Here is an 18,965-nt window from a genome sequence, read left to right on the forward strand (position 1 = left end):
CCTGGAGACGCACGCCCTCCACGGGCCGTGACCTCTAGAGGGCCTTGAGGGTGGTGCGGGCCAGCTCGTAGGCAGGGAGCATCTCCCGGTGCTCCTCGGTGTCGAGTCCGCCGAGGTGGACGATGACCGTCCCCTTCGGGGTGGCGACGGCGAAGGCGCGCTCCTCCTTCGACTCCTCCATCAGCTTGTTGTAGACGGTGTACGTCACCTCCACGGCCGGCAGCGCACCGGCCTTCGTCTCCTTGTAGGAGACCTCGGAGGTGTTCTCCTCCGCCTTCACGAACCCTTCGAGGGCGGCGCGGGCCGGGCCCTTGTCCGCGGTCCAGACGCGCAGATAGCCGATGTTGCCGGCCGGCTTCGCGTCGATCTCGCAGGTCATCGTCGCGGGGCCCTGCTTGCCGAGGGCGGCGAAGACCTCGTCGTCGGTGGCCTTGACGGCCTGCGGCTTCCAGTCCGCCGCCAGGCCGAAGGAGACCGGCAGCGCACAGGCGGTACCCGGAGCCCCGACGGACGCCGCGGCCTTGGCCGCCCCGGCGTCCGTGCCGGAGCCGGCCGCCGCGGTGGTCGCGGCGGCGTGGGGCGCCTTGTCGGGCGCCGCGTCGGGGGCGGGCTTCGCGTCGGCCCCGCAGCCGGTCAGCGCCCCGGCGGCCGCCAGGACGGCGAGGGCCGGGACCACGACCCGTATCGGATGTCTCATGCGCGCAGGTTATCCGGGCCGCCCCGGCCCCCACCTCCGGGTTTCCCCCCGGCGGCAGGGCGCTACCGGAGCGCGGCCAGGACGTCCAGGTAGTGCTGGTTCTCCATGACACCCAGGACGTTCCCGAACGGGTCGGTCACCGAGGCGGTGACGAATCCCGGCCCGCGGGGCGTGAGCGGCTCGTACTCCTTCGCGCCCAGGGAGAGCAGCCGGTCGAACGTCGCGCGCACGTCGTCCACGTGCCAGTACACGATCGCGCCGCCCGGCCCGTCCGTGGCCAAGGCGGCGGGCGCGTAGGCGCGGTCGATCAGCCCGAGCTCGTGCTGGTGGTCGCCGATGCGGAACTCCGCGTACCCGGGCCGCTCGAAGTACGGCTCAAGACCCAGCAGTTCCGTGTACCAGGCCTTCGCGGCCGCCAGATCGTCGGCCCAGAAGCTGACGGTGGTGAGACCTCGCAACATGGATGTTCCCCTCTCCTTGTCCGATGCCGGGATCGTAGGAGCCGACTAGGTCGGAAACCGACCTAGTTGGCCCTGGGGGGGAGAGGGGAGCCCGCCGGCGGGCGATCAGCCGGGTGCCGCCGACGATGGCCAGGGCGCAGGCGGTCGGTCCCGCGCCCAGGGCCCCTGTCGGGGCCCCTCCGGCCGGCGTACGGGTCAGGCGAGGCCCGGGCCGCGGACCGGGATGTGGGTGAACGTCGGCTCCGGGGCCGGGTTCTGGAAGAAGTCGTTGCCCTTGTCGTCCACGACGATGAACGCCGGGAAGTCCTCGACCTCGATCTTCCAGACCGCCTCCATGCCGAGCTCCTCGTACTCGACGACCTCGACCTTCTTGATGCAGTCCTGCGCGAGGCGCGCCGCCGGGCCGCCGATGGAGCCCAGGTAGAAGCCGCCGTGGCTGCCGCACGCGTCCGTGACCTGCTTCGAGCGGTTGCCCTTGGCCAGCATGACCTTGGAGCCGCCCGCCGCCTGGAACTGCTCGACGTAGGAGTCCATCCGGCCGGCCGTCGTCGGGCCGAAGGAGCCGGAGGCGTAGCCCTCGGGGGTCTTCGCCGGGCCCGCGTAGTAGACCGGGTGGTCCTTCAGGTACTGGGGCATCTCCTCGCCCGCGTCGAGCCGCTCCTTGATCTTGGCGTGCGCGATGTCGCGGGCCACGACCAGCGGGCCGGTGAGCGAGAGCCGCGTCTTGACCGGGTACTTGGTCAGCTCGGCGAGGATCTCGTCCATCGGCTGGTTGAGGTCGATCTTCACGACGTCGCTCTCCGTGGAGAGGTGCTCGTCCGTCGTCTCCGGCAGGAAGCGCGCCGGGTCGGTCTCCAGCTGCTCCAGGAAGACGCCCTCGGCGGTGATCTTGGCGACGGCCTGGCGGTCCGCCGAGCAGGACACGGCGATCGCGACGGGCAGCGAGGCGCCGTGGCGCGGCAGCCGGACGACACGGACGTCGTGGCAGAAGTACTTTCCGCCGAACTGCGCGCCGATGCCGATCTTCTGCGTGAGCTCGAAGACCTTCTCCTCCAGCTCCTTGTCCCGGAAGCCGTGGCCGGTCTCGGCCGAGCCCTCGGTGGGCAGCTCGTCCAGGTAGTGCGCGGAGGCGTACTTCGCGGTCTTCAGCGCGAACTCGGCGGAGGTACCGCCGACGACGATCGCCAGGTGGTACGGCGGGCAGGCGGCCGTACCGAGCGAACGGATCTTCTCCTCCAGGAACTTCATCATGCTCGCCTCGTTGAGCACGGCCTTCGTCTCCTGGTAGAGGAAGGACTTGTTGGCCGAGCCGCCGCCCTTGGCCATGAAGAGGAACTTGTACGCGCCGCCGTCGGTCGCGTACAGCTCGATCTGCGCGGGCAGGTTCGAGCCGGTGTTCTTCTCCTCCCACATGGTGACGGGGGCCATCTGCGAGTACCGCAGGTTGAGCTTGGTGTACGCGTCGTAGATGCCCTTGGACAGGGCCTCCTCGTCGCGTCCGGGGGTCAGCACGTTCTGGCCGCGCTTGCCCATGACGATCGCCGTGCCGGTGTCCTGGCACATGGGGAGGACACCCGCGGCGGCGATGTTCGCGTTCTTGAGGAGGTCGAGCGCGACGAACTTGTCGTTGCTCGACGCCTCCGGGTCGTCGATGATCCGCCGCAGCTGGGCGAGGTGGGCCGGGCGCAGGTAGTGCTGGATGTCGTGGATCGCCTCGGCGGCGAGGGTGCGCAGCGCCTCCGGCTCGACCTTGAGGAACGTACGGCCGTCGGCCTCGAAGGTGGAGACACCTTCGGCGGTCACCAGGCGGTAGGGCGTGGTGTCCTCTCCCAGGGGGAGCAGATCGGAGTACGAAAACTCTGGCATGACGGCAGCCATTCCTCACTCGGCAGACAGCGGCGCCACCTCCATTGGCGGCGCCTCCTCCAGCGTAGAGCGCGGCCGGGCGACCGATCCTGTGAGGTAAGGCTCACTTAGGGGGTGTGCGGCAGCGGTGTGCGGTGGAGGGAGATCAGCAGCCGCCAGGTGCGGTCGGCGAGCTGCTCGGGGGAGGCGTCGATCAGGCCGTGCACCCAGTCCGCGAGCAGCCCCCCGAAGGCCGCCGCGACCGCGGAGGCGACGAGGGCCGGCTCGGGGCCCCCGGCCAGTTCCCGCTCGCGCCGGCTGTACGCGCGCAGCTCACGGTGGAGCAGCTCGCCGAGTGGCCCGCCGCCGCCCGGTCGCAGCAGGCCGCGGTAGAGCGGCGCCCGGGGCCCGACCTCGGCGAAGAAGGCGGCGAGGGCGGGCGGCGGGGCGGCCGGGTCGGGCGTACCGCGCCAGGCGTGGAGGGCCTCGACCGCGTCCCGTACGACATCGGCGCAGGCGTCGACGGCGAGGGCCTGGAGGTCGGGGTAGTGCAGGTAGAACGTGGCCCGGCCGACGCCCGCCCGGCGGACGAGCGCGGCGACCCCGACCTCGTCGAGGGGGCGCTCGGCGCACTCCTCCCACAGCGCGGCGCGCAGCCGCGCGCGCGTGCGGGCGGCGCGGGGGTCGGCCGCGCGAGGGTCGGCGGGGCCGGGCTCGGCGGGGCCCGCGTCCGCGGGGCCGGTGGCGCGGGAGCCGGTGGCGCTGGGGTCGGTGGCGCTGGGGTCGGGGGCTGAGGCGGTCATCCCGCCCACAGTACGGCGGCGAGGGCGAGCGCCCCGGGCAGTGCCTGCGCGAACAGGATCCGGCGGTTGGCGGTGAGGCCGCCGTACACGCCGGCGATCACCACGCAGGAGAGGAAGAAGACCTGGACCCGGTACCCGGTGGGGTCGTCGGCGATCAGGCCCCAGACAAGACCGGCCGCGAGGAAGCCGTTGTACAGGCCCTGGTTGGCGGCCAGGGGCGCGGTGGCGCGGGCCATGGGGGCGTCGAAGCCGGAGAGTTCGCGCCCCGGGCGGCGCTCCCAGAGGAACATCTCCAGAACGAGGATGTAGGCGTGCAGGGCGGCGACAAGGCCGACGGCGACGTTCGCAGTGATGGACATGTGTCCAGGATAGCTGGACAGCTGTCCAGAAACTCGCGGCGGGTGGGAAGTCCCGTTCGGGGCGTCCGGTCGTGCCCCCTAGTCGCGATCTATCGCGTTTCGCTAGGCTGGGGTCGTGGACCTCGAAAAGCAGCCTCAGAAGCCGGTCGCCCCCGCCGAGCCCGCCCCCGCTCCGGCCGCTCCCGCCGCCGCTCCGGGGGATTCCCTGCGCGCGTCGGACGCCGACCGGGACCGGATCGCGGACATCCTCAGGGACGCCATGGCCGAGGGCCGGATCGACGCCGAGGAGCACTCCGAGCGGATCGACGCCGTCTACCGCGCCAAGACCGTGGGCGAGCTGGAGCCGATCGTCCGCGATCTGCCCGCGGGGAACCGCACCCGCCAGCAGCCCGACGTGTCGTACGCCTACGGCCCCGACGACGCCTCGGGGCCCGCCGACAGCCTGGTCGCTGTCTTCTCCAGTACCACCCGCAAGGGCCGCTGGCGCGTGGGCCGCAGGACCAACGCGTTCGCGCTCTTCGGCAACATCGAGATCGACCTGACCGAGGCGCTCTTCGCCCAGCGGCTGACCACGATCAACGCCACGTCGATCTTCGGCAACGTCGAGGTGCGCGTCCCGGAGAACATCAGCCTGCGGGGCAACGGCACCGGGATCTTCGGCAACTTCGAGGTCGTGAACCTGGAGGCCGCCGACCCGCAGGCTCCGGTGGTCGTGATCAACGGCTTCTCGGTCTTCGGCAACGTCGAGGCCAAGCCCAAGCGCGGCAAGTGGATCACGGACCTGCAGAACCACGTGCAGGACAAGCTGCGCAAGCACCTCGGCCACTGAGGGCCCGGGCCCCCGGCCCTCCGGCCTGATCCCCGGGCCCCTGGCCTCCCGGCCCCTGGCTCTAGGCCTGATCCCCGGGCCCTGACCCCCGGCCCTGGTTCCAGGCCGTGCTCCCCGGGCCCTGACCCCCGGCCCTGGTTCCAGGCCGTGGCTCCCCGGGTCCTGATCCACGCCTCTGACCAGGCGGGACGGAGTGACCGGATTCCGCCCATGGGATTCCGCACTCCGGAACTCGGCGGCACGCAGTGCATAGGCGCGCGTACAGCGGGTAGGGCTTGCTGCATCGTCTCTCGCTCGCGAAGCCGTCGTCAGGAGTAGACCGTGCTGCAACTGCCGCATCAGCCCCTCCAGGTCGCCGCCGTCCCGCCCCAGCGTGCCCCCGCTCGGGAGGACGAGGCCGGTCCCTGGCACACGGAGGCGGTGTGCCGTCGGGACGAAGCCGGACTGTTCTTCGCCCCGTCCAAGGAGCCGACCGCCTCGCGGCTCTCCCGTGAGGAGGCCGCCAAGCGCGTCTGTGCCCGCTGTCCCGTGATGGTCGAGTGCCGGGAGCACGCGCTGCTCCAGCCCGAGCCGTACGGAGTGTGGGGCGGGCTCACCGCCGCCGAGCGCCGCGTCGTGCTCGCCCGGCGCAGGCGGCGCGAGGTGGAGCTCAAGAAGGCGGCGTCCGCCGATCCCATCGCCGCGGCCGGCTGACGGGGCCGAGCGGCTCCGTCGACGTCGGCCGTACGTACAGGAAGGGGCGCCCCCACCGCACATGGGGGCGCCCCTTCCCGTACCGCAGTCCCTGCTACTTGGCGCGGTCGAAGTCGATCTTGCTGTACGCGCGGAGCTTCGAGAGCCGGTGCGTGGAGTCGATCTGGCGGATCGTGCCGGACTTCGAGCGCATCACCAGCGAGGACGTGGTCGCGGTCTCCGAGCGGTAGCGGACACCGCGCAGCAGCTCGCCGTCCGTGATGCCGGTGGCGACGAAGAACACGTTCTCGCCGCTGACCAGGTCGTTGGTGGAGAGCACCCGGTCCAGGTCGTGCCCGGCGTCGATCGCCTTCTGGCGCTCGGCCTCGTCCTTGGGCCACAGCTTGCCCTGGATGACACCGCCCAGGCACTTTATGGCGCAGGCCGAGATGATGCCCTCGGGCGTGCCGCCGATGCCGAGGAGCAGGTCCACGCCGGTGCCCTCGCGGACGGCCATGATCGAGCCGGCGACGTCGCCGTCGGTGATGAACTTGATCCGGGCGCCGGTCTCGCGGATCTCCTTGACGATGCCCTCGTGGCGGGGGCGGTCCAGGATGACGACGGTGACGTCCTCGGGGGCCATGCCCTTGGCCTTGGCGACGCGGCGGATGTTGACCGAGACGGGCGCGTTGATGTCGACGAAGTCGGCGGCCTCGGGGCCGGTGACCAGCTTGTCCATGTAGAAGACCGCGGACGGGTCGAACATGGTGCCGCGGTCGGCGGCGGCCAGGACGGCGATCGCGTTGGGCATGCCCTTGGCGTTGAGCGTCGTGCCGTCGATCGGGTCCACGGCGATGTCCACCTCGGCGCCGGTGCCGTCGCCGACCCGCTCGCCGTTGAACAGCATCGGGGCTTCGTCCTTCTCGCCCTCGCCGATGACGACGACGCCGTTCATCGAGACGGTGGAGATCAGCGTCCGCATGGCGTTCACCGCGGCGCCGTCCGCACCGATCTTGTCGCCGCGGCCGACCCAGCGGCCGGCGGCCATGGCGGCGGCCTCCGTGACGCGGACCAGCTCCAGGGCGAGGTTGCGGTCGGGGGCCTCGGGAGAGACCTCCAGCTCGGACGGCAGGGAGTGCTCGGTCATCGGAGCGCACCTTTCTGTACGGCGACGGCCGGAAATAAAGAGGGTGCTGCGACTCTATCGGTACGTCGACAAATTGAGCAGAGGGGCCCACGGATGAGCACAACACCATGATGCGACCATGGTGGGCGTGGCAGGTATGCGAGGCAGGCAGACGGTACGCGGGATGGTCCAGTCCCTGGCGGTGATCATGGCCGCGGCGGGCGTGATGTATCTCTTCATCCCGCACGACGAGGACGCGGATCCGGTCAAGGCGAAGGACTACCGGGTCGAGCTGGTGACGGCACAGCGGGCGGCGCCGTACGCGGTGCTGGCCCCCGAGGGTCTCGGGGAGGGGTGGAAGGCGACCGTGGTCTCGTACAAGCGCGAGCAGCACGATGCCTGGCAGCTGGGCTTCCTCGACCCGGACACGCAGTACGTGGCGATCCACCAGTCGACGGAGGAGCCCGACAAGTACGTTCCCGACGTCACCCAGAAGGCCAAGGACTCCGGGAAGACCCAGACGGTCGCCGGTCAGGTCTGGCAGCGCTGGGAGGGCCCGAAGTACGACGCCCTGGTCCGCACGGACGGTGGCGCGACGACGGTCGTGACGGGGACGGCCTCGTTCGAGCGGCTGGCCGAGATGGCGGGCGCGCTGCAGTCGAAGAAGGTGTGAGCGTCGCGGCGCATGTGACACATGACGTGGCTGTACGCGAAAGCCCCCGGACTCCAGGAGTCCGGGGGCTTTCGCGTGGCTGCCGACGGGGGTCAGACCGTGGTGACGACCTCGTCGTAGGCGAGGCGCGGGGAGCGCGGGAACCAGGCGTCCTCGCCCGGCTTGCCGATGTTGACGACCATCAGCGGGGTGTGGTCGGCGTCCAGGAACTCCTTCTGGAGCCCGGCGAAGTCCAGACCGGTCATCGGGCCGGCGGCCAGGCCGGCGGCGCGGACGCCGACGATGAAGTACGCGGCCTGCAGGGCGGCGTTCAGGAGCGCGGCGCTCTCGCGGGCCGGGCGCTCGGCGAAGAACATGTCCTTGGCCTGCGGGAAGTGCGGCAGCAGGGCCGGGAGCTCCTCGTGGAACTCGTTGTCGGCGGAGAGGATCGCGACCAGCGGGGCGGCGGCGGTCTTCGCCTGGTTGCCCTCGGCCATGTGCTTGACCAGGCGCTCGCGGGCCTCGGGGGAGCGGACCAGGGTGATACGCAGCGGGGTCTGGTTGAAGGCGGTCGGCCCGTACTTGACGAGGTCGTAGATCGCCTGGACCTGCTCGTCGGTCACCGGCTCGTCGGTGAAGGTGTTGGCGGTGCGGGCCTCACGGAAAAGGAGGTCCTGGGCGGCGGGGTCAAGGGCGAGGGACATGCTGCGTACCTTCCGGACAAGGGGGTTCAAGCGATGCCCTCACCGTACGGCGGCGATTGGTTAACTTTCAACCAAATGAACCGGATAGTGATCCGGTTCACATCACGCTCGTCGCCGCCCGGTCTCCTTCGGGCCTCAGCCGGACTCGGCAGGTTCGGCCTCGTCGCCGTCGTCGGGAGCGGACATCGCGGCGTCGAGGCGGGCTCGAGCGCCTTCCAGCCAACGCCGGCACACCTTCGCCAATTCCTCCCCACGCTCCCAGAGCGCGAGCGACTCCTCCAGGGTCGTTCCGCCCGTCTCCAGACGGCGAACGACCTCGATCAACTCGTCGCGTGCCTGCTCGTATCCGAGCGCCTCTTCCGTGGTGGCTGCCATGGGAACCACCCTATGCGTCGGGTCCGACAGCGCGCCGCACCGTGAACTCGCCCGCCGCGACCCGCGCCCGCAGCTCCTCGTCCACCGCGACCTCATCCGGCGACCGCACGACCGTCCCGTCCGCCTTCTGGAGCACGGCGTACCCGCGCTCCATCGTCGCGGCGGGTGACAGTGCGCGGACGCGGGCCCGGGTGTGCGAGAGCTCCGAGTCGGCCCGGTCGAGCAGATGCCCGAGCGTCCGGCGGCTCCGGGCCAGCAGCGCGTCGAGCTCGTCCTCGCGCAGCTCCACCATCCGCTGCGGATGCTCCATGACGGGCCGCCCGAGCGCGTGCGCGAGCCCGCGCTCCTCCCGGTCGAGCAGCCCCCGCACGGTCCGCAGGGCCCGGTCCCGCAGGCCCTGCACCCGGTCGAGCTCCTCGCCGACGTCCGGTACGACCTTCTTGGCGGCGTCGGTCGGCGTGGAGGCGCGCAGGTCGGCGACGAGGTCGAGCAGAGGCGAGTCCGGCTCGTGGCCGATCGCCGAGACCACCGGCGTACGGCAGTCGGCGACGGTACGGATCAGCTGCTCGTCCGAGAACGGCAGCAGGTCCTCGACGCTGCCGCCGCCCCGGGCCACGATGATCACGTCCACCCCTTCGTGCGCGTCCAGCTCCTTCACGGCCTGGACGACCTGGGGCACGGCCTTCACGCCCTGCACCGCCACGTTCCGCACCTCGAAGCGGACGGCGGGCCAGCGGCGCCGCGCGTTCTCCAGGACGTCCCGCTCGGCGGCGGAGGCGCGGCCGACGACGAGGCCGACGAGCTGGGGGAGGAAGGGCAGCGGCTTCTTGCGGTCGAGCGCGAAGAGGCCCTCGGCGCCGAGGCTCCGCTTGAGCTGCTCCAGGCGGGCCAGGAGCTCACCGATGCCGACCGGCTTGATCTCCACCGCGCGCAGCGACAGCTGGCCGCGCGGCGCGTACCACTCGGGCTTGGCGTGCACGACGACGCGGGCGCCCTCCGAGACGATGTCGGCGACGGCGTCGAAGACCTGGCGGTAGCAGGTCACGCCGATGGAGATGTCGTACGACGGATCCCGCAGCGTCAGGAACACGACCCCGGCACCGGGCCGCCGCGACAACTGCGTGATCTGCCCCTCGACCCAGACGGCACCGAGCCGGTCGATCCACCCCCCGATCAGCCGGGAGACCTCTCCGACGGGCAGCGGCGCTTCGGCGGACGTGTTGAGAGCCATGCGCCGAGCGTAGTGGCGACCACGGACATCGCGGGCGCCGGTCAGGCAGCCTGCGAGGCCCCCGGCGCGCTCAAGCCCCCCTGCCCCCTAACGCCCCCCGGCCCCCTCAAGCCCCGCTCAAGTCTCCTGCCGCTCGCGGCTCACTCGTCCCGTCGCCCGGCTGACTCGCCTCGCGCCGTGCCCTGGACCGCCAGGACCACCAGGCCCACGCCCAGCCAGATCACGCCGACCACCTGGGCCGTGGCCGACGCCTCCACGATCACCGCGATCAGGATCGCCGCCCCCACCACCGGCATCGCGACGTGCCACAGCCAGTGCGGCGGCCCTTCCATCCGCCGGACCGCGAACCAGCCCACCACGCTCGCGTGCAGCAGCACGAACGCCGTCAGCGCCCCGATGTCGACCACCGACACCAGGTGGTCGAGGCCGTCGTCCCGCTGGGCCGCCCAGACCGCCGCCACCATCGTCACCACCGCCGCCAGCAGCAGAGCCACCCGCGGCACGCCCCCGTCCGTACGGCCGAGCAGCCGCGGCAGCCGCCGCTCACGGCCCATGGCGAAGAGCAGCCGGCCCGCCGCCGCCTGCCCCGCCAGCGCGGCGAACGCCGCGCCGATCGCCTTCGACACCGCCACCAGGTCGTGCAGCCACGTCCCCACGGACACGTCCACCGCGTCGTAGAAGGCCGAACCCTGCTTCGCCGGATCCGCCGCGAGCTCCGCCGACGACAGCGGTTCCAGGAGCGCCACCAGATACGTCTGCGCGACGAAGAGCACGCCGGCGAGCACCAGGCAGAAAAGGACAGCCCGCGCCACCTTCTCCGAGCCCCCGGTCACCTCCTCCGCGAACGAGGCGATCGCGTCGAAGCCGAGGTACGAGAGCACGGCCACCGACACCGCGCCCAGGACGGCAGCCGTCGAGAACGTCTCGTCACCGGCCAGCGGCGACCACCAGTCGCGCCGCGCGCCGTCCCGTACGAGTACGACCACCGCCGACACCACGAAGACCAGCAGCACCACGATCTCCATGGCGAGCACCGCGAAGCCGACCCGCGCCGCCGCCCGCACCCCCCACAGGTTGAGCGCCGTGGTGACGACCACCGCGATCGCCGTCCACACCCACCGGTCCACCTCCGGGACCAGCGCCTCCATCGCGATGCCCGCGAAGAGATAGGCCACGGCCGGGATCAGCAGGTAGTCGAGCATCGCCATCCACCCGGCGATGAACCCCGGCCCCTCGCCCAGGCCCTTGCGCGCGTACGTGAAGACGGAGCCCGCGAACGGGGCGACCCGCACCATCTGCGCGTAGCTGAAAGCGGTGAACGCCATCGCGACCGTGGCGACGACGTACACGAGCGCCACCGCGCCGTGCGACTTCGCGTCCAGCGTGCCGAAGACGCCGACGGGGGCCATGGGCGCGATGAAGAGCAGCCCGTAGACGACAAGGTCGCGGAACCCCAGGGTCCGCCGCAGTCCGGTGTGCGCTGCCACCTGAGCTTCCTCGGCCATGCGCCCCAGTCTCGGCCACGTTCTCGATCACCCGCCGCACCGACGCGGCCGTAGCCGGCCGTGGTATCACGCGGCCTTACGATGGGACGCATGACTGCTACGCCCGCGTCGACGCCCGAGAACGCGACCACGACGAACCGCCCGAAGCGTGTCCTGCTCGCCGCTCCCCGCGGCTACTGCGCGGGCGTGGACCGTGCCGTGATCGCGGTGGAGAAGGCGCTGGAGCAGTACGGCGCGCCGATCTACGTCCGCCACGAGATCGTGCACAACAAGTACGTCGTCCAGACCCTGGAGCGGAAGGGCGCCGTCTTCGTCGACCAGGCGACCGAGGTGCCGCCGGGCAACATCGTGATGTTCTCCGCGCACGGTGTCGCCCCGACCGTGCACGAGGAGGCCCGTGAGGGCCGTCTGAAGACCATCGACGCGACCTGCCCGCTGGTCACAAAGGTGCACAAGGAGGCCGTGCGGTTCGCCAACGAGGACTTCGACATCCTCCTGATCGGCCACGAGGGCCACGAGGAGGTCATCGGCACCTCCGGCGAGGCCCCCGACCACATCCAGCTCGTCGACGGCCCGGAGGACGTGGCCAAGGTCGAGGTCCGCGACCCGTCCAGGGTCGTCTGGCTCTCCCAGACCACGCTCTCGGTCGACGAGACGATGGAGACGGTGGACGCGCTGAAGGAGAAGTTCCCGCAGCTGATCTCCCCGCCGTCCGACGACATCTGTTACGCGACGCAGAACCGCCAGCTGGCCATCAAGGAGCTCGCCGGCCAGGCCGAGCTGGTGATCGTCGTCGGCTCGAAGAACTCCTCGAACTCGATCCGTATGGTCGAGGTCGCCAAGCAGGCCGGCGTACCGGCCGCGTACCTCGTCGACTTCGCGAGCGAGATCGACGAGGCCTGGCTGGAGGGTGTCACCTCGGTCGGCCTGTCGTCGGGCGCCTCGGTGCCGGACGTCCTCGTCCAGGAGGTTCTGGAGTGGCTCTCCGAGCGTGGCTACGCGGACGTGGAGATCGTCAAGACGGCCGACGAGTCGCTGACGTTCTCGCTGCCGAAGGAGCTCCGGAACAAGGACCTGCGCGCCGAGGCGGCGAAGCTCGTCAAGGAGTAGTCCCCTCGGCGTCCCCTCTTCGGGGGTGGCAGGGGTGGCGTCCAAGGAGTAACTGCCGGGCGCAGCCCTTACCGTGGGGGCCATGAACGTCTTCGGAGTGGACATCGGCGGCTCGGGCATCAAGGGCGCTCCCGTCGACCTGGAGCGCGGAGAGCTGGTCGAGCCCCGCCACAAGGTACTGACCCCGCATCCCGCCACACCTGACGATGTGGCGGGATGTGTCGTCGAGGTGGTGGAGAACTTCGGCTGGACGGGCCCGGTGGGCCTCACCTTCCCGGGCGTGGTCACCGGCTCGACGATCCGCACGGCGGCCAATGTCGACAAGGGCTGGATCGGGGTCGACGCGGGCAAGCTGGTGAGCGACCGGCTCGGCGGGCTCCCGGTGACGGTCCTGAACGACGCGGACGCGGCCGGGGTCGCCGAGATGACCTTCGGCGCGGGCCGGGGCCGTAAGGGCACGGTGATCCTGCTGACGCTCGGTACGGGCATCGGTTCGGCGCTCTTCGTCGACGGCCGGCTCGTCCCGAACACGGAGCTGGGCCATCTGGAGCTGAAGGGCCACGACGCGGAGAAGCGGGCGTCGACGAAGGCCAAGGAGGACGAGGACCTCAGCTGGGAGCACTGGGCGACGCGGCGCGTGCAGAAGTACCTGGCGCATGTGGAGATGCTGTTCTCGCCGGAGCTGTTCATCATCGGCGGCGGGGTGAGCCGTAAGGCGGACAAGTTCCTGCCGCTGATCGAGGGCATCAGGGCGGAGATCGTGCCGGCGGAGCTGCAGAACAACGCGGGGATCGTGGGCGCGGCGATGGCGGCGGCGAGGTAGGGGCGCGGGTCGCCCGCGCGGTCCTGCCGCTCGCCCGGGGTCGGGCGGCTCGCCTACGGTGCGGGCCGTTCGCCTACGGGGTCGGGCGGCCTCGCCTACGGGGCGGGTCGCTCGCCTCGGCGTCGGGCGGCTCGCCTTCGGGGTCGGGCGGCCTCCGCCTGCGGTGCGGGCCGCTCGCCTCGGCGTCGGGCGGCTCGCCTGTTGTCCTGGCGCTCGCCTACGGGGCGGGCCGCCGCTGAGGGGCGGCGGGCCTCGTGGCGGCGCGCTGGCGGCGCCCCATGTCGCGTACCTTCCGGACGCAGGTGATCAGTCCGGCGACGAGGGTGCCGCCGTACAGCCACCCGGCCTGCACGGCGAGGGCGGTGACGAGGGCCATGGCCTGCCCGCCGAAGCCTCCGGTGCCGCCCGAGATGGGCACGACGCCGACGGCGAAGGCGATGGGGACGCTGATCGGGGCGGTGACCAGGTCGGCGGTACGGACCCAGAGCGCGGTCAGGGCGCTGACCGGCAGGAACAGCAGGCCGTAGACGAGCGGTGAGCCGTCGAGGATCAGCCAGTCGAGGAAGCCGAGCACCAGCATGGTGGCGGAGGCGAAGAGCCCGGCGCCGAGGCCGGTCAGCCGCGGGTTGGGCAGTCGGCGCAGGGCGAGGACGACGGGCGGTACAGGCGGTGCGGGCCGTCGTACGGGCGCGGTGGCCCGCTCGACGCGGCCCCGGCCCGGGCGGCCCGGGCGGGCGGCGACGCGATAGACGGCGGCGCCTTCCACGAGCGCGCCGGGCGGCGTGAGAGGCGTTTGCGGCCGTCGGCGGCCTTGAGGCTGACTTGTCCGTTGCTGCTCCACTACACCAACGTAGGTCGGGAAGGCCCGGGGGAGCGGCACAGGACACGCCCTTTGGGTGACGTTGCCGTCGAGAACGGCCGAAGGTCGGCGTCGCGGGCCGGTTCGCGCCGCCCGTAAACTGGGGGATCGGCCCACCCACCGCACCCCCATCCGTACTCCAGGAAGTCGCCACTGTGTCGCTCACGATCGGAATCGTCGGTCTGCCGAATGTCGGCAAGTCGACCCTGTTCAACGCCCTGACCAAGAACGACGTCCTGGCGGCCAACTACCCGTTCGCCACGATCGAGCCGAACGTCGGCGTCGTCGGTGTCCCCGACGCCCGTCTGACGAAGCTGGCGGAGATCTTCAGCTCGCAGCGGATCCTCCCGGCGACGGTCGACTTCGTGGACATCGCGGGCATCGTCCGCGGCGCGAGCGAGGGCGAGGGCCTGGGCAACAAGTTCCTGGCGAACATCCGTGAGTCGGACGCGATCTGCCAGGTCATCCGCGCCTTCAAGGACGAGAACGTCGTACACGTCGACGGCAAGGTCTCGCCGAAGGACGACATCGAGACGATCAACACCGAGCTGATCCTCGCCGACCTGCAGACGATCGAGAAGGTCCTGCCGCGTCTGGCGAAGGAGGCCCGCATCAAGAAGGACGTGGCCCCCAAGGTCGCGGCGGTCGAGGCGGCCAAGGAGATCCTGGAGCGCGGCGACACCCTGTTCTCGCAGGGCATCCTGCAGGGCTCGGACAAGGCGGAGCTCCTGCACGACCTGCACCTGCTCACGACGAAGCCGTTCCTCTACGTCTTCAACGTCGACGAGGACGAGCTGACGGACGACGCCTTCAAGGACGAGCAGCGCGCGCTGGTCGCCCCGGCCGAGGCGATCTTCCTCAACGCCAAGCTGGAGCAGGACCTCGCCGAGCTGGACGAGGAGGACGCCATGGAGCTCCTCCAGTCCGTCGGCGCCGAGGAGCCGGGCCTGGCGATCCTGGCCCGCGTGGGCTTCGACACCCTGGGTCTCCAGACCTACCTGACGGCCGGCCCGAAGGAATCCCGCGCCTGGACGATCAAGAAGGGCGCGACGGCCCCGGAGGCGGCCGGCGTGATCCACACGGACTTCCAGAAGGGCTTCATCAAGGCGGAGGTCATCTCCTTCTCCGACCTCGTGGAGACGGGCTCGGTGGCCGAGGCCCGCGCGGCGGGCAAGGCCCGCATGGAGGGCAAGGAGTACGTGATGCAGGACGGCGACGTGGTGGAGTTCCGCTTCAACGTGTGACGCGTGATTCCTTGATCGGCTGAAGCCGCTGGTCGGAGGGGGCCGGACTCTGTCGAGTCCGGCCCCTTCCGCGCTCTCCCGTTCGGTGCACGAGCGGTGCGGGGCGCTACCAGACGACGATCCCGCCGCCCTCGGCCTTGGCCCGGAGGGCGGCGGTGACGATGTTGGCGAGCATGGCGACGCCACGGCCAACGAGAAACAAGCGCCACCGGCCGGTGCGCCTCAGTCGCCCAGACCGGGAGCGCGGCTTGGGCCTGGACGTTGCTGGTCCGGGGGCAGCTGCTGGGGCTGGGTCGGGGCGGTGCTTTTGCTCCTGCGGGTCTGGGGCACGCCCATCTGCCACAGGTGCGCGTTCGGGGCCCCTCGGCCGGGGGCCGGCTTGGGGGCCGGAGGTGCCGGCTGTTTCGGGATCTCGGCCGCGGGCTCCCGCTGGGGCCCCGCGGGCGCGAGGGTGGGCGCGGGTCCGGGCCCCGGCGAGGGTGCGGGGTTGGTCGTGGACTCCGCCTCCGCCGCCGGCCCCGGACGCTTCCATCGGTCCGGGATGTCCGTCCTTCGCTGTACGGCGTTCTCGTCACCGGCCTCTGCCGCAGCCACAGCGCGCGCCTTGAGCGCGCTCTGCCGGGCGATGGGGGAGAAGCCGGGCGCGGCGTTGCCGGTCTCGGCGGGCAGCGCGCGGCCGCCCATCTCGTTCAGTCGCCCCTGGAGGCCCTCCTCCGGCGGGAAGACCTCGCGCGGAAGCTGCCAGGACGCGGCTCCGTCCACGTCGACGCGGTGCTCCTGGCCGTCCTTCGTACGGAAGGTCAGGCCGTAGCCGATGTACTGGTCGTCCTTGTCGAAGAGCAGGTCACCGCTGACCTCTCCACCGTTGTCCCGCACGTTGTTCGCGAGGTCCTGCACGGCGGCCGGGAGGGGGTTGGTCCGGCCGAGGCTGGCGACGTAGCCGTCGCCCTCGACCAAGCGCTGCTCCTTGGTGGCACCGTTCACGGACAACACCTGGAAGGTGGTCCGGCCGTTCTTGTCCTGGACGGCCTCGATGGCGCCGACCTCGGCAGGAAGGATCACCAGACGGGGGTTCTCGCCGTTCGTGTAGTCCTCGATCATCTTCGGGTACTGAACCTGATGCTCCAATGCGGCAGGCGGGGCCGAGCCGACGATGGTGACCTTCGCATCGAGATCTTCCCGCAGGATGATCTCCGCGTTGGCGACGCCTGTTCCGCCCGAGCCGGCGATGATCCAGTGCTTGGCTTCTCCCGGCGTGAAGCGGTTCTCGGCGACCTCGTCCCCCATCAGCACCCGGCCCGGCGCCGCCTCGCGAGCGGACTCCCACTTCTGGGTCGCATCGAGGATGCCGAAGCAGTTCGTCATGCGAGCGGCGGCCCCGCCCTCCAGACCCGCCGACAACTCGTCGCGCAGGGGTGAGGACGCCAAGGTCTCCAGCAGGGTCTGGGTGTTCTTGCCGGCGCGATCGGCCGTGGTCAGTTTCGTGCGCAGATCAGCAGCGCCTTCGACGCCCTGACCCTCCAGTGCCTGGAGGCGCTCGTCGATCAGCCGCAGCGCCTCGCTGCGGCTCTCCACACGGGAGGCGCCGCGTGCCACGCCCGGGACGACCTCCGGTGGCAGGCCGGTCGCGACGCTGGGTGTGCCGTCGCAGGCCACCCAGAGGGGACCGGCGCTCTCCTTGCCGCCCTGTTCGAGCGGCTGCACATGGGCGAGCAACTGGCCATTGGGCGCCAGCCACAGCCTGGCGTGACCGTTCACCACATCGCCCTGGGTGGCGAGTTGGTCCTCCCAGAGCCGTACTGCCTGGATCGAGATGCGCTGGCCGGGCTCCTCGGCTGCCTGATACGGATCGACGCCCATCCACTGCGCCAGATCGCGGTCCTGATCCGCCGACTGCACGATCCCGGCACCAGGGTCCAGGTGCCACCGGCCCACCGCGTCGATGACCAGGGCCTCGGGATCCCGCCCGGCGAGGCTCGCGCCGCCGCCGATCACGACCTTCCGCAACGGCATGTGCTGGGCCGCGAGCTGAGCCGCCAGGCTTTGGACGGTGCGCTCACTGACCTGCTCGCGGTAGGTCGCCCACTGCTCGGCGGCCGGCTTCAACTGCTCGCGGGGAAGCGGGATCCCGTTCTGGTCGTAGCCCGGCATGGGCATGGTCACTTCTCGACGCCCGATGAACGCCTCGACCTGGCGCTGGGCGACGAGAGCGGCGTCGCGGGATGCCTGGAGGGCGGCGGCGTCGGTGGGGTGGAGCTGCTCGATGGGGCGCGCGAGTTGGCCGATGAGGCGCTGAGCGTCGTTGGAGAGGGACGGGTTCGACAGGAAGAAGCGCTGTCGGGCAGCCCTGTCCTGGGCGGCGAACGCTTCCTGGTCGGCCATGGCCGCAACAGGGCGGAGCCCGGACTGGTCGAGGAGGGCGGACAGCTCGGCTCGTGCCTGGATCCGCTGGTGCTCGGGGCGGTCCGCGGCCGTGGCACGGTCGGCGAGCCAGTTCAGTTCACCGATACGACCGTGGTCCTGGCTCGACAGCTCGTGCCGATCGCGGACGTCGGCCCCTTGCTCCAGGAGGCTCTCGCGTACTGGCGCCAGTCCCTGGGCGGACCGATCACGTACGGCGATGAGTTCCCCTACCTCATGGGCGAGGACTCGCGTCAGATACTCGCGAGGCAGCCGGTCCGAGACATGGACTATGTACTGGTCCGTCGTCGTGTTCGTCACCGAATTGGCGATCATCCCGGCCGGCATAGGGATGGCGTCCAGCCAGAGGGTCGCCTCCTTGCCCCGCGAGTCGGTGAGCACGGCGAACTCGCGGTTGCCCCGTTCGGTACGCCCCATTCGGATCGACCCGAACCGCTCTCCCATCACGGACCGGGCGACGCCGTTCAATTCGCTGTGGGCTGCTGCTGTCAGTGCTGCCTGCTGGGCGCGAAAGTCCGCGTCGGTGGCCGATGCGAGCACGTCCGCCTGCATGCGGGGATCAGCCGACCCGTTCATGTGATGCTCCCCCGTACCCTTCTCTTCGCATTCATCGAACAGACCCTAAGATCATGGCATGTTGACAGCGCGCTCATCGTTCGAAGCACACCTGTACATGGACCTCCACCCCTGTGCGTGCGGTTCCGGGGACTTCGATCGCCGTCACCGTCTGGAACAGCGCGGCGACGACATGGTGGCCGTGTACGAGGGCGCGTGCCGCCAGTGCGGGACGACCCGTCGGTTCGATTTCCGCATGGCGGAGGAAATTCCGCCGCCCCCGCCTGCGTTCGGTGGTTCTCAACCGTCGCAGATCATCGACCCTGGGGAATTCCTCGAGGTCGCCTTTCGGATTGCAGAGTCCACCGGGCTCCGACTCCTCAACACACCCGAGTCCGAGCACCGCGACCTGCGTGATGCGGTGGCCTACTGCGTCGCGGCGTACGAGGAAGTCCTCAAATTCATTCCCCCGGGCCAGGACGCGGTCCCTGCCGATGCCTTCACCTCTGAGGCGGGCACGGCTCTTTACCGACGCGACCCGGGCAAGTTCGCCCGCGACCTGCTCGAAATGAATGTCAAGAACGCGCGAGCCATCCTCGCCGACATTGACGAGGTCAGTCCCCCGCACACCCCCCAGTAGCCGAAGAGCGGCGAGGCCGTTCGGCCTCGCCGCTCAGGTCAGGCGATATGACAG

Annotated in this window: 19 protein-coding genes; 7 read left to right on the forward strand and 12 right to left on the reverse strand. The window is 70.9% G+C overall.

The genetic code is table 11. The annotated features are described in order from the left end of the window. Positions 1–34: 34 nt before the first annotated feature. From ACFY8U_RS13125 to ACFY8U_RS13145, 5 genes are all read right to left on the reverse strand, one after another. Positions 35–697 (reverse strand): lipoprotein, encoded by a 663-nt coding sequence (locus ACFY8U_RS13125; protein ID WP_389569293.1) that lies wholly within the window; start codon positions 695–697, stop codon positions 35–37. A gap of 62 nt (positions 698–759) precedes the next feature. Then, entirely contained in the window at positions 760–1,158 is a 399-nt protein-coding gene (locus ACFY8U_RS13130; protein ID WP_389569296.1) for a VOC family protein, read from the reverse strand. A 195-nt stretch (positions 1,159–1,353) separates the two neighbouring features. After that, a complete protein-coding gene (locus ACFY8U_RS13135; RefSeq protein ID WP_361668212.1) occupies positions 1,354–3,024 on the reverse strand; it encodes a fumarate hydratase in 1,671 nt (556 codons plus the stop codon). 107 nt (positions 3,025–3,131) lie between these two features. Continuing rightward, complete coding sequence (locus tag ACFY8U_RS13140) at positions 3,132–3,806, reverse strand: TetR/AcrR family transcriptional regulator (RefSeq protein WP_389569299.1); 675 nt, start codon at positions 3,804–3,806, stop codon at positions 3,132–3,134. Then, the gene (locus ACFY8U_RS13145) at positions 3,803–4,165 is read right to left on the reverse strand and encodes a DUF1304 domain-containing protein (protein WP_361643414.1); all 363 of its coding nucleotides are present in this window, start codon (positions 4,163–4,165) and stop codon (positions 3,803–3,805) included. The genes ACFY8U_RS13140 and ACFY8U_RS13145 overlap by 4 nt, the downstream gene beginning before the upstream one ends. Positions 4,166–4,280: 115 nt before the next feature. Between ACFY8U_RS13145 and ACFY8U_RS13150 the strand changes: the two genes are divergently transcribed. Then, complete coding sequence (locus ACFY8U_RS13150; RefSeq protein WP_389569301.1) at positions 4,281–4,994, forward strand: DUF1707 domain-containing protein; 714 nt, start codon at positions 4,281–4,283, stop codon at positions 4,992–4,994. Between the two features lie 321 nt (positions 4,995–5,315). Further along, positions 5,316–5,687, forward strand: a complete 372-nt coding sequence (locus ACFY8U_RS13155; protein WP_361668220.1) for a WhiB family transcriptional regulator — start codon at positions 5,316–5,318, stop codon at positions 5,685–5,687. Positions 5,688–5,781: 94 nt separating this feature from the next. Here ACFY8U_RS13155 and glpX read toward each other — a convergent pair whose 3' ends face one another. Further along, on the reverse strand, positions 5,782–6,813 hold the full coding sequence (gene glpX, locus ACFY8U_RS13160; RefSeq protein WP_361597015.1) for a class II fructose-bisphosphatase: 1,032 nt from the start codon (positions 6,811–6,813) through the stop codon (positions 5,782–5,784). Between the two features lie 118 nt (positions 6,814–6,931). Here glpX and ACFY8U_RS13165 point away from each other — a divergent pair, with 118 nt between their 5' ends. Then, the gene (locus tag ACFY8U_RS13165; RefSeq protein ID WP_389569306.1) at positions 6,932–7,465 is read left to right on the forward strand and encodes a DUF4245 domain-containing protein; all 534 of its coding nucleotides are present in this window, start codon (positions 6,932–6,934) and stop codon (positions 7,463–7,465) included. A 92-nt stretch (positions 7,466–7,557) separates the two neighbouring features. Here the strand turns inward: ACFY8U_RS13165 and ACFY8U_RS13170 are convergent, their stop codons facing one another. From ACFY8U_RS13170 to ACFY8U_RS13185, 4 genes are all read right to left on the reverse strand, one after another. Next, on the reverse strand, positions 7,558–8,148 hold the full coding sequence (locus ACFY8U_RS13170) for a malonic semialdehyde reductase (RefSeq protein WP_389569309.1): 591 nt from the start codon (positions 8,146–8,148) through the stop codon (positions 7,558–7,560). Positions 8,149–8,283: 135 nt separating this feature from the next. Continuing rightward, positions 8,284–8,523 (reverse strand): exodeoxyribonuclease VII small subunit, encoded by a 240-nt coding sequence (locus tag ACFY8U_RS13175; RefSeq protein WP_361597021.1) that lies wholly within the window; start codon positions 8,521–8,523, stop codon positions 8,284–8,286. A gap of 10 nt (positions 8,524–8,533) precedes the next feature. Continuing rightward, a complete protein-coding gene (gene xseA / locus ACFY8U_RS13180) occupies positions 8,534–9,754 on the reverse strand; it encodes an exodeoxyribonuclease VII large subunit (protein ID WP_389569312.1) in 1,221 nt (406 codons plus the stop codon). Positions 9,755–9,894: 140 nt separating this feature from the next. Further along, positions 9,895–11,259 carry an APC family permease gene (locus ACFY8U_RS13185; RefSeq protein WP_389569315.1) on the reverse strand — a complete coding sequence of 455 codons (1,365 nt, stop codon included), beginning with the start codon at positions 11,257–11,259 and terminating at the stop codon, positions 9,895–9,897. Positions 11,260–11,340: 81 nt separating this feature from the next. Here ACFY8U_RS13185 and ACFY8U_RS13190 point away from each other — a divergent pair, with 81 nt between their 5' ends. Beyond that, the gene (locus tag ACFY8U_RS13190; protein WP_389569318.1) at positions 11,341–12,369 is read left to right on the forward strand and encodes a 4-hydroxy-3-methylbut-2-enyl diphosphate reductase; all 1,029 of its coding nucleotides are present in this window, start codon (positions 11,341–11,343) and stop codon (positions 12,367–12,369) included. Between the two features lie 82 nt (positions 12,370–12,451). After that, complete coding sequence (ppgK, locus tag ACFY8U_RS13195; protein WP_361597030.1) at positions 12,452–13,192, forward strand: polyphosphate--glucose phosphotransferase; 741 nt, start codon at positions 12,452–12,454, stop codon at positions 13,190–13,192. Between the two features lie 217 nt (positions 13,193–13,409). Here the strand turns inward: ppgK and ACFY8U_RS13200 are convergent, their stop codons facing one another. Continuing rightward, positions 13,410–14,033: a DUF6542 domain-containing protein gene (locus tag ACFY8U_RS13200; RefSeq protein ID WP_389569321.1), complete on the reverse strand. Its 624-nt coding sequence runs from the start codon at positions 14,031–14,033 to the stop codon at positions 13,410–13,412. 173 nt (positions 14,034–14,206) lie between these two features. Here ACFY8U_RS13200 and ychF point away from each other — a divergent pair, with 173 nt between their 5' ends. Further along, on the forward strand, positions 14,207–15,295 hold the full coding sequence (gene ychF, locus ACFY8U_RS13205; protein ID WP_361597033.1) for a redox-regulated ATPase YchF: 1,089 nt from the start codon (positions 14,207–14,209) through the stop codon (positions 15,293–15,295). Positions 15,296–15,517: 222 nt separating this feature from the next. On the opposite strand, the gene ACFY8U_RS13210 is transcribed toward ychF, so the two are convergent. After that, positions 15,518–18,292: a hypothetical protein gene (locus ACFY8U_RS13210; RefSeq protein ID WP_389569323.1), complete on the reverse strand. Its 2,775-nt coding sequence runs from the start codon at positions 18,290–18,292 to the stop codon at positions 15,518–15,520. A 58-nt stretch (positions 18,293–18,350) separates the two neighbouring features. Between ACFY8U_RS13210 and ACFY8U_RS13215 the strand changes: the two genes are divergently transcribed. Continuing rightward, entirely contained in the window at positions 18,351–18,911 is a 561-nt protein-coding gene (locus tag ACFY8U_RS13215; RefSeq protein WP_389569326.1) for a hypothetical protein, read from the forward strand. Positions 18,912–18,965: the final 54 nt, after the last annotated feature.

The sequence above is a fragment of the Streptomyces sp. NPDC012508 genome, assembly GCF_042902595.1.
GTDB lineage: Bacteria > Actinomycetota > Actinomycetes > Streptomycetales > Streptomycetaceae > Streptomyces.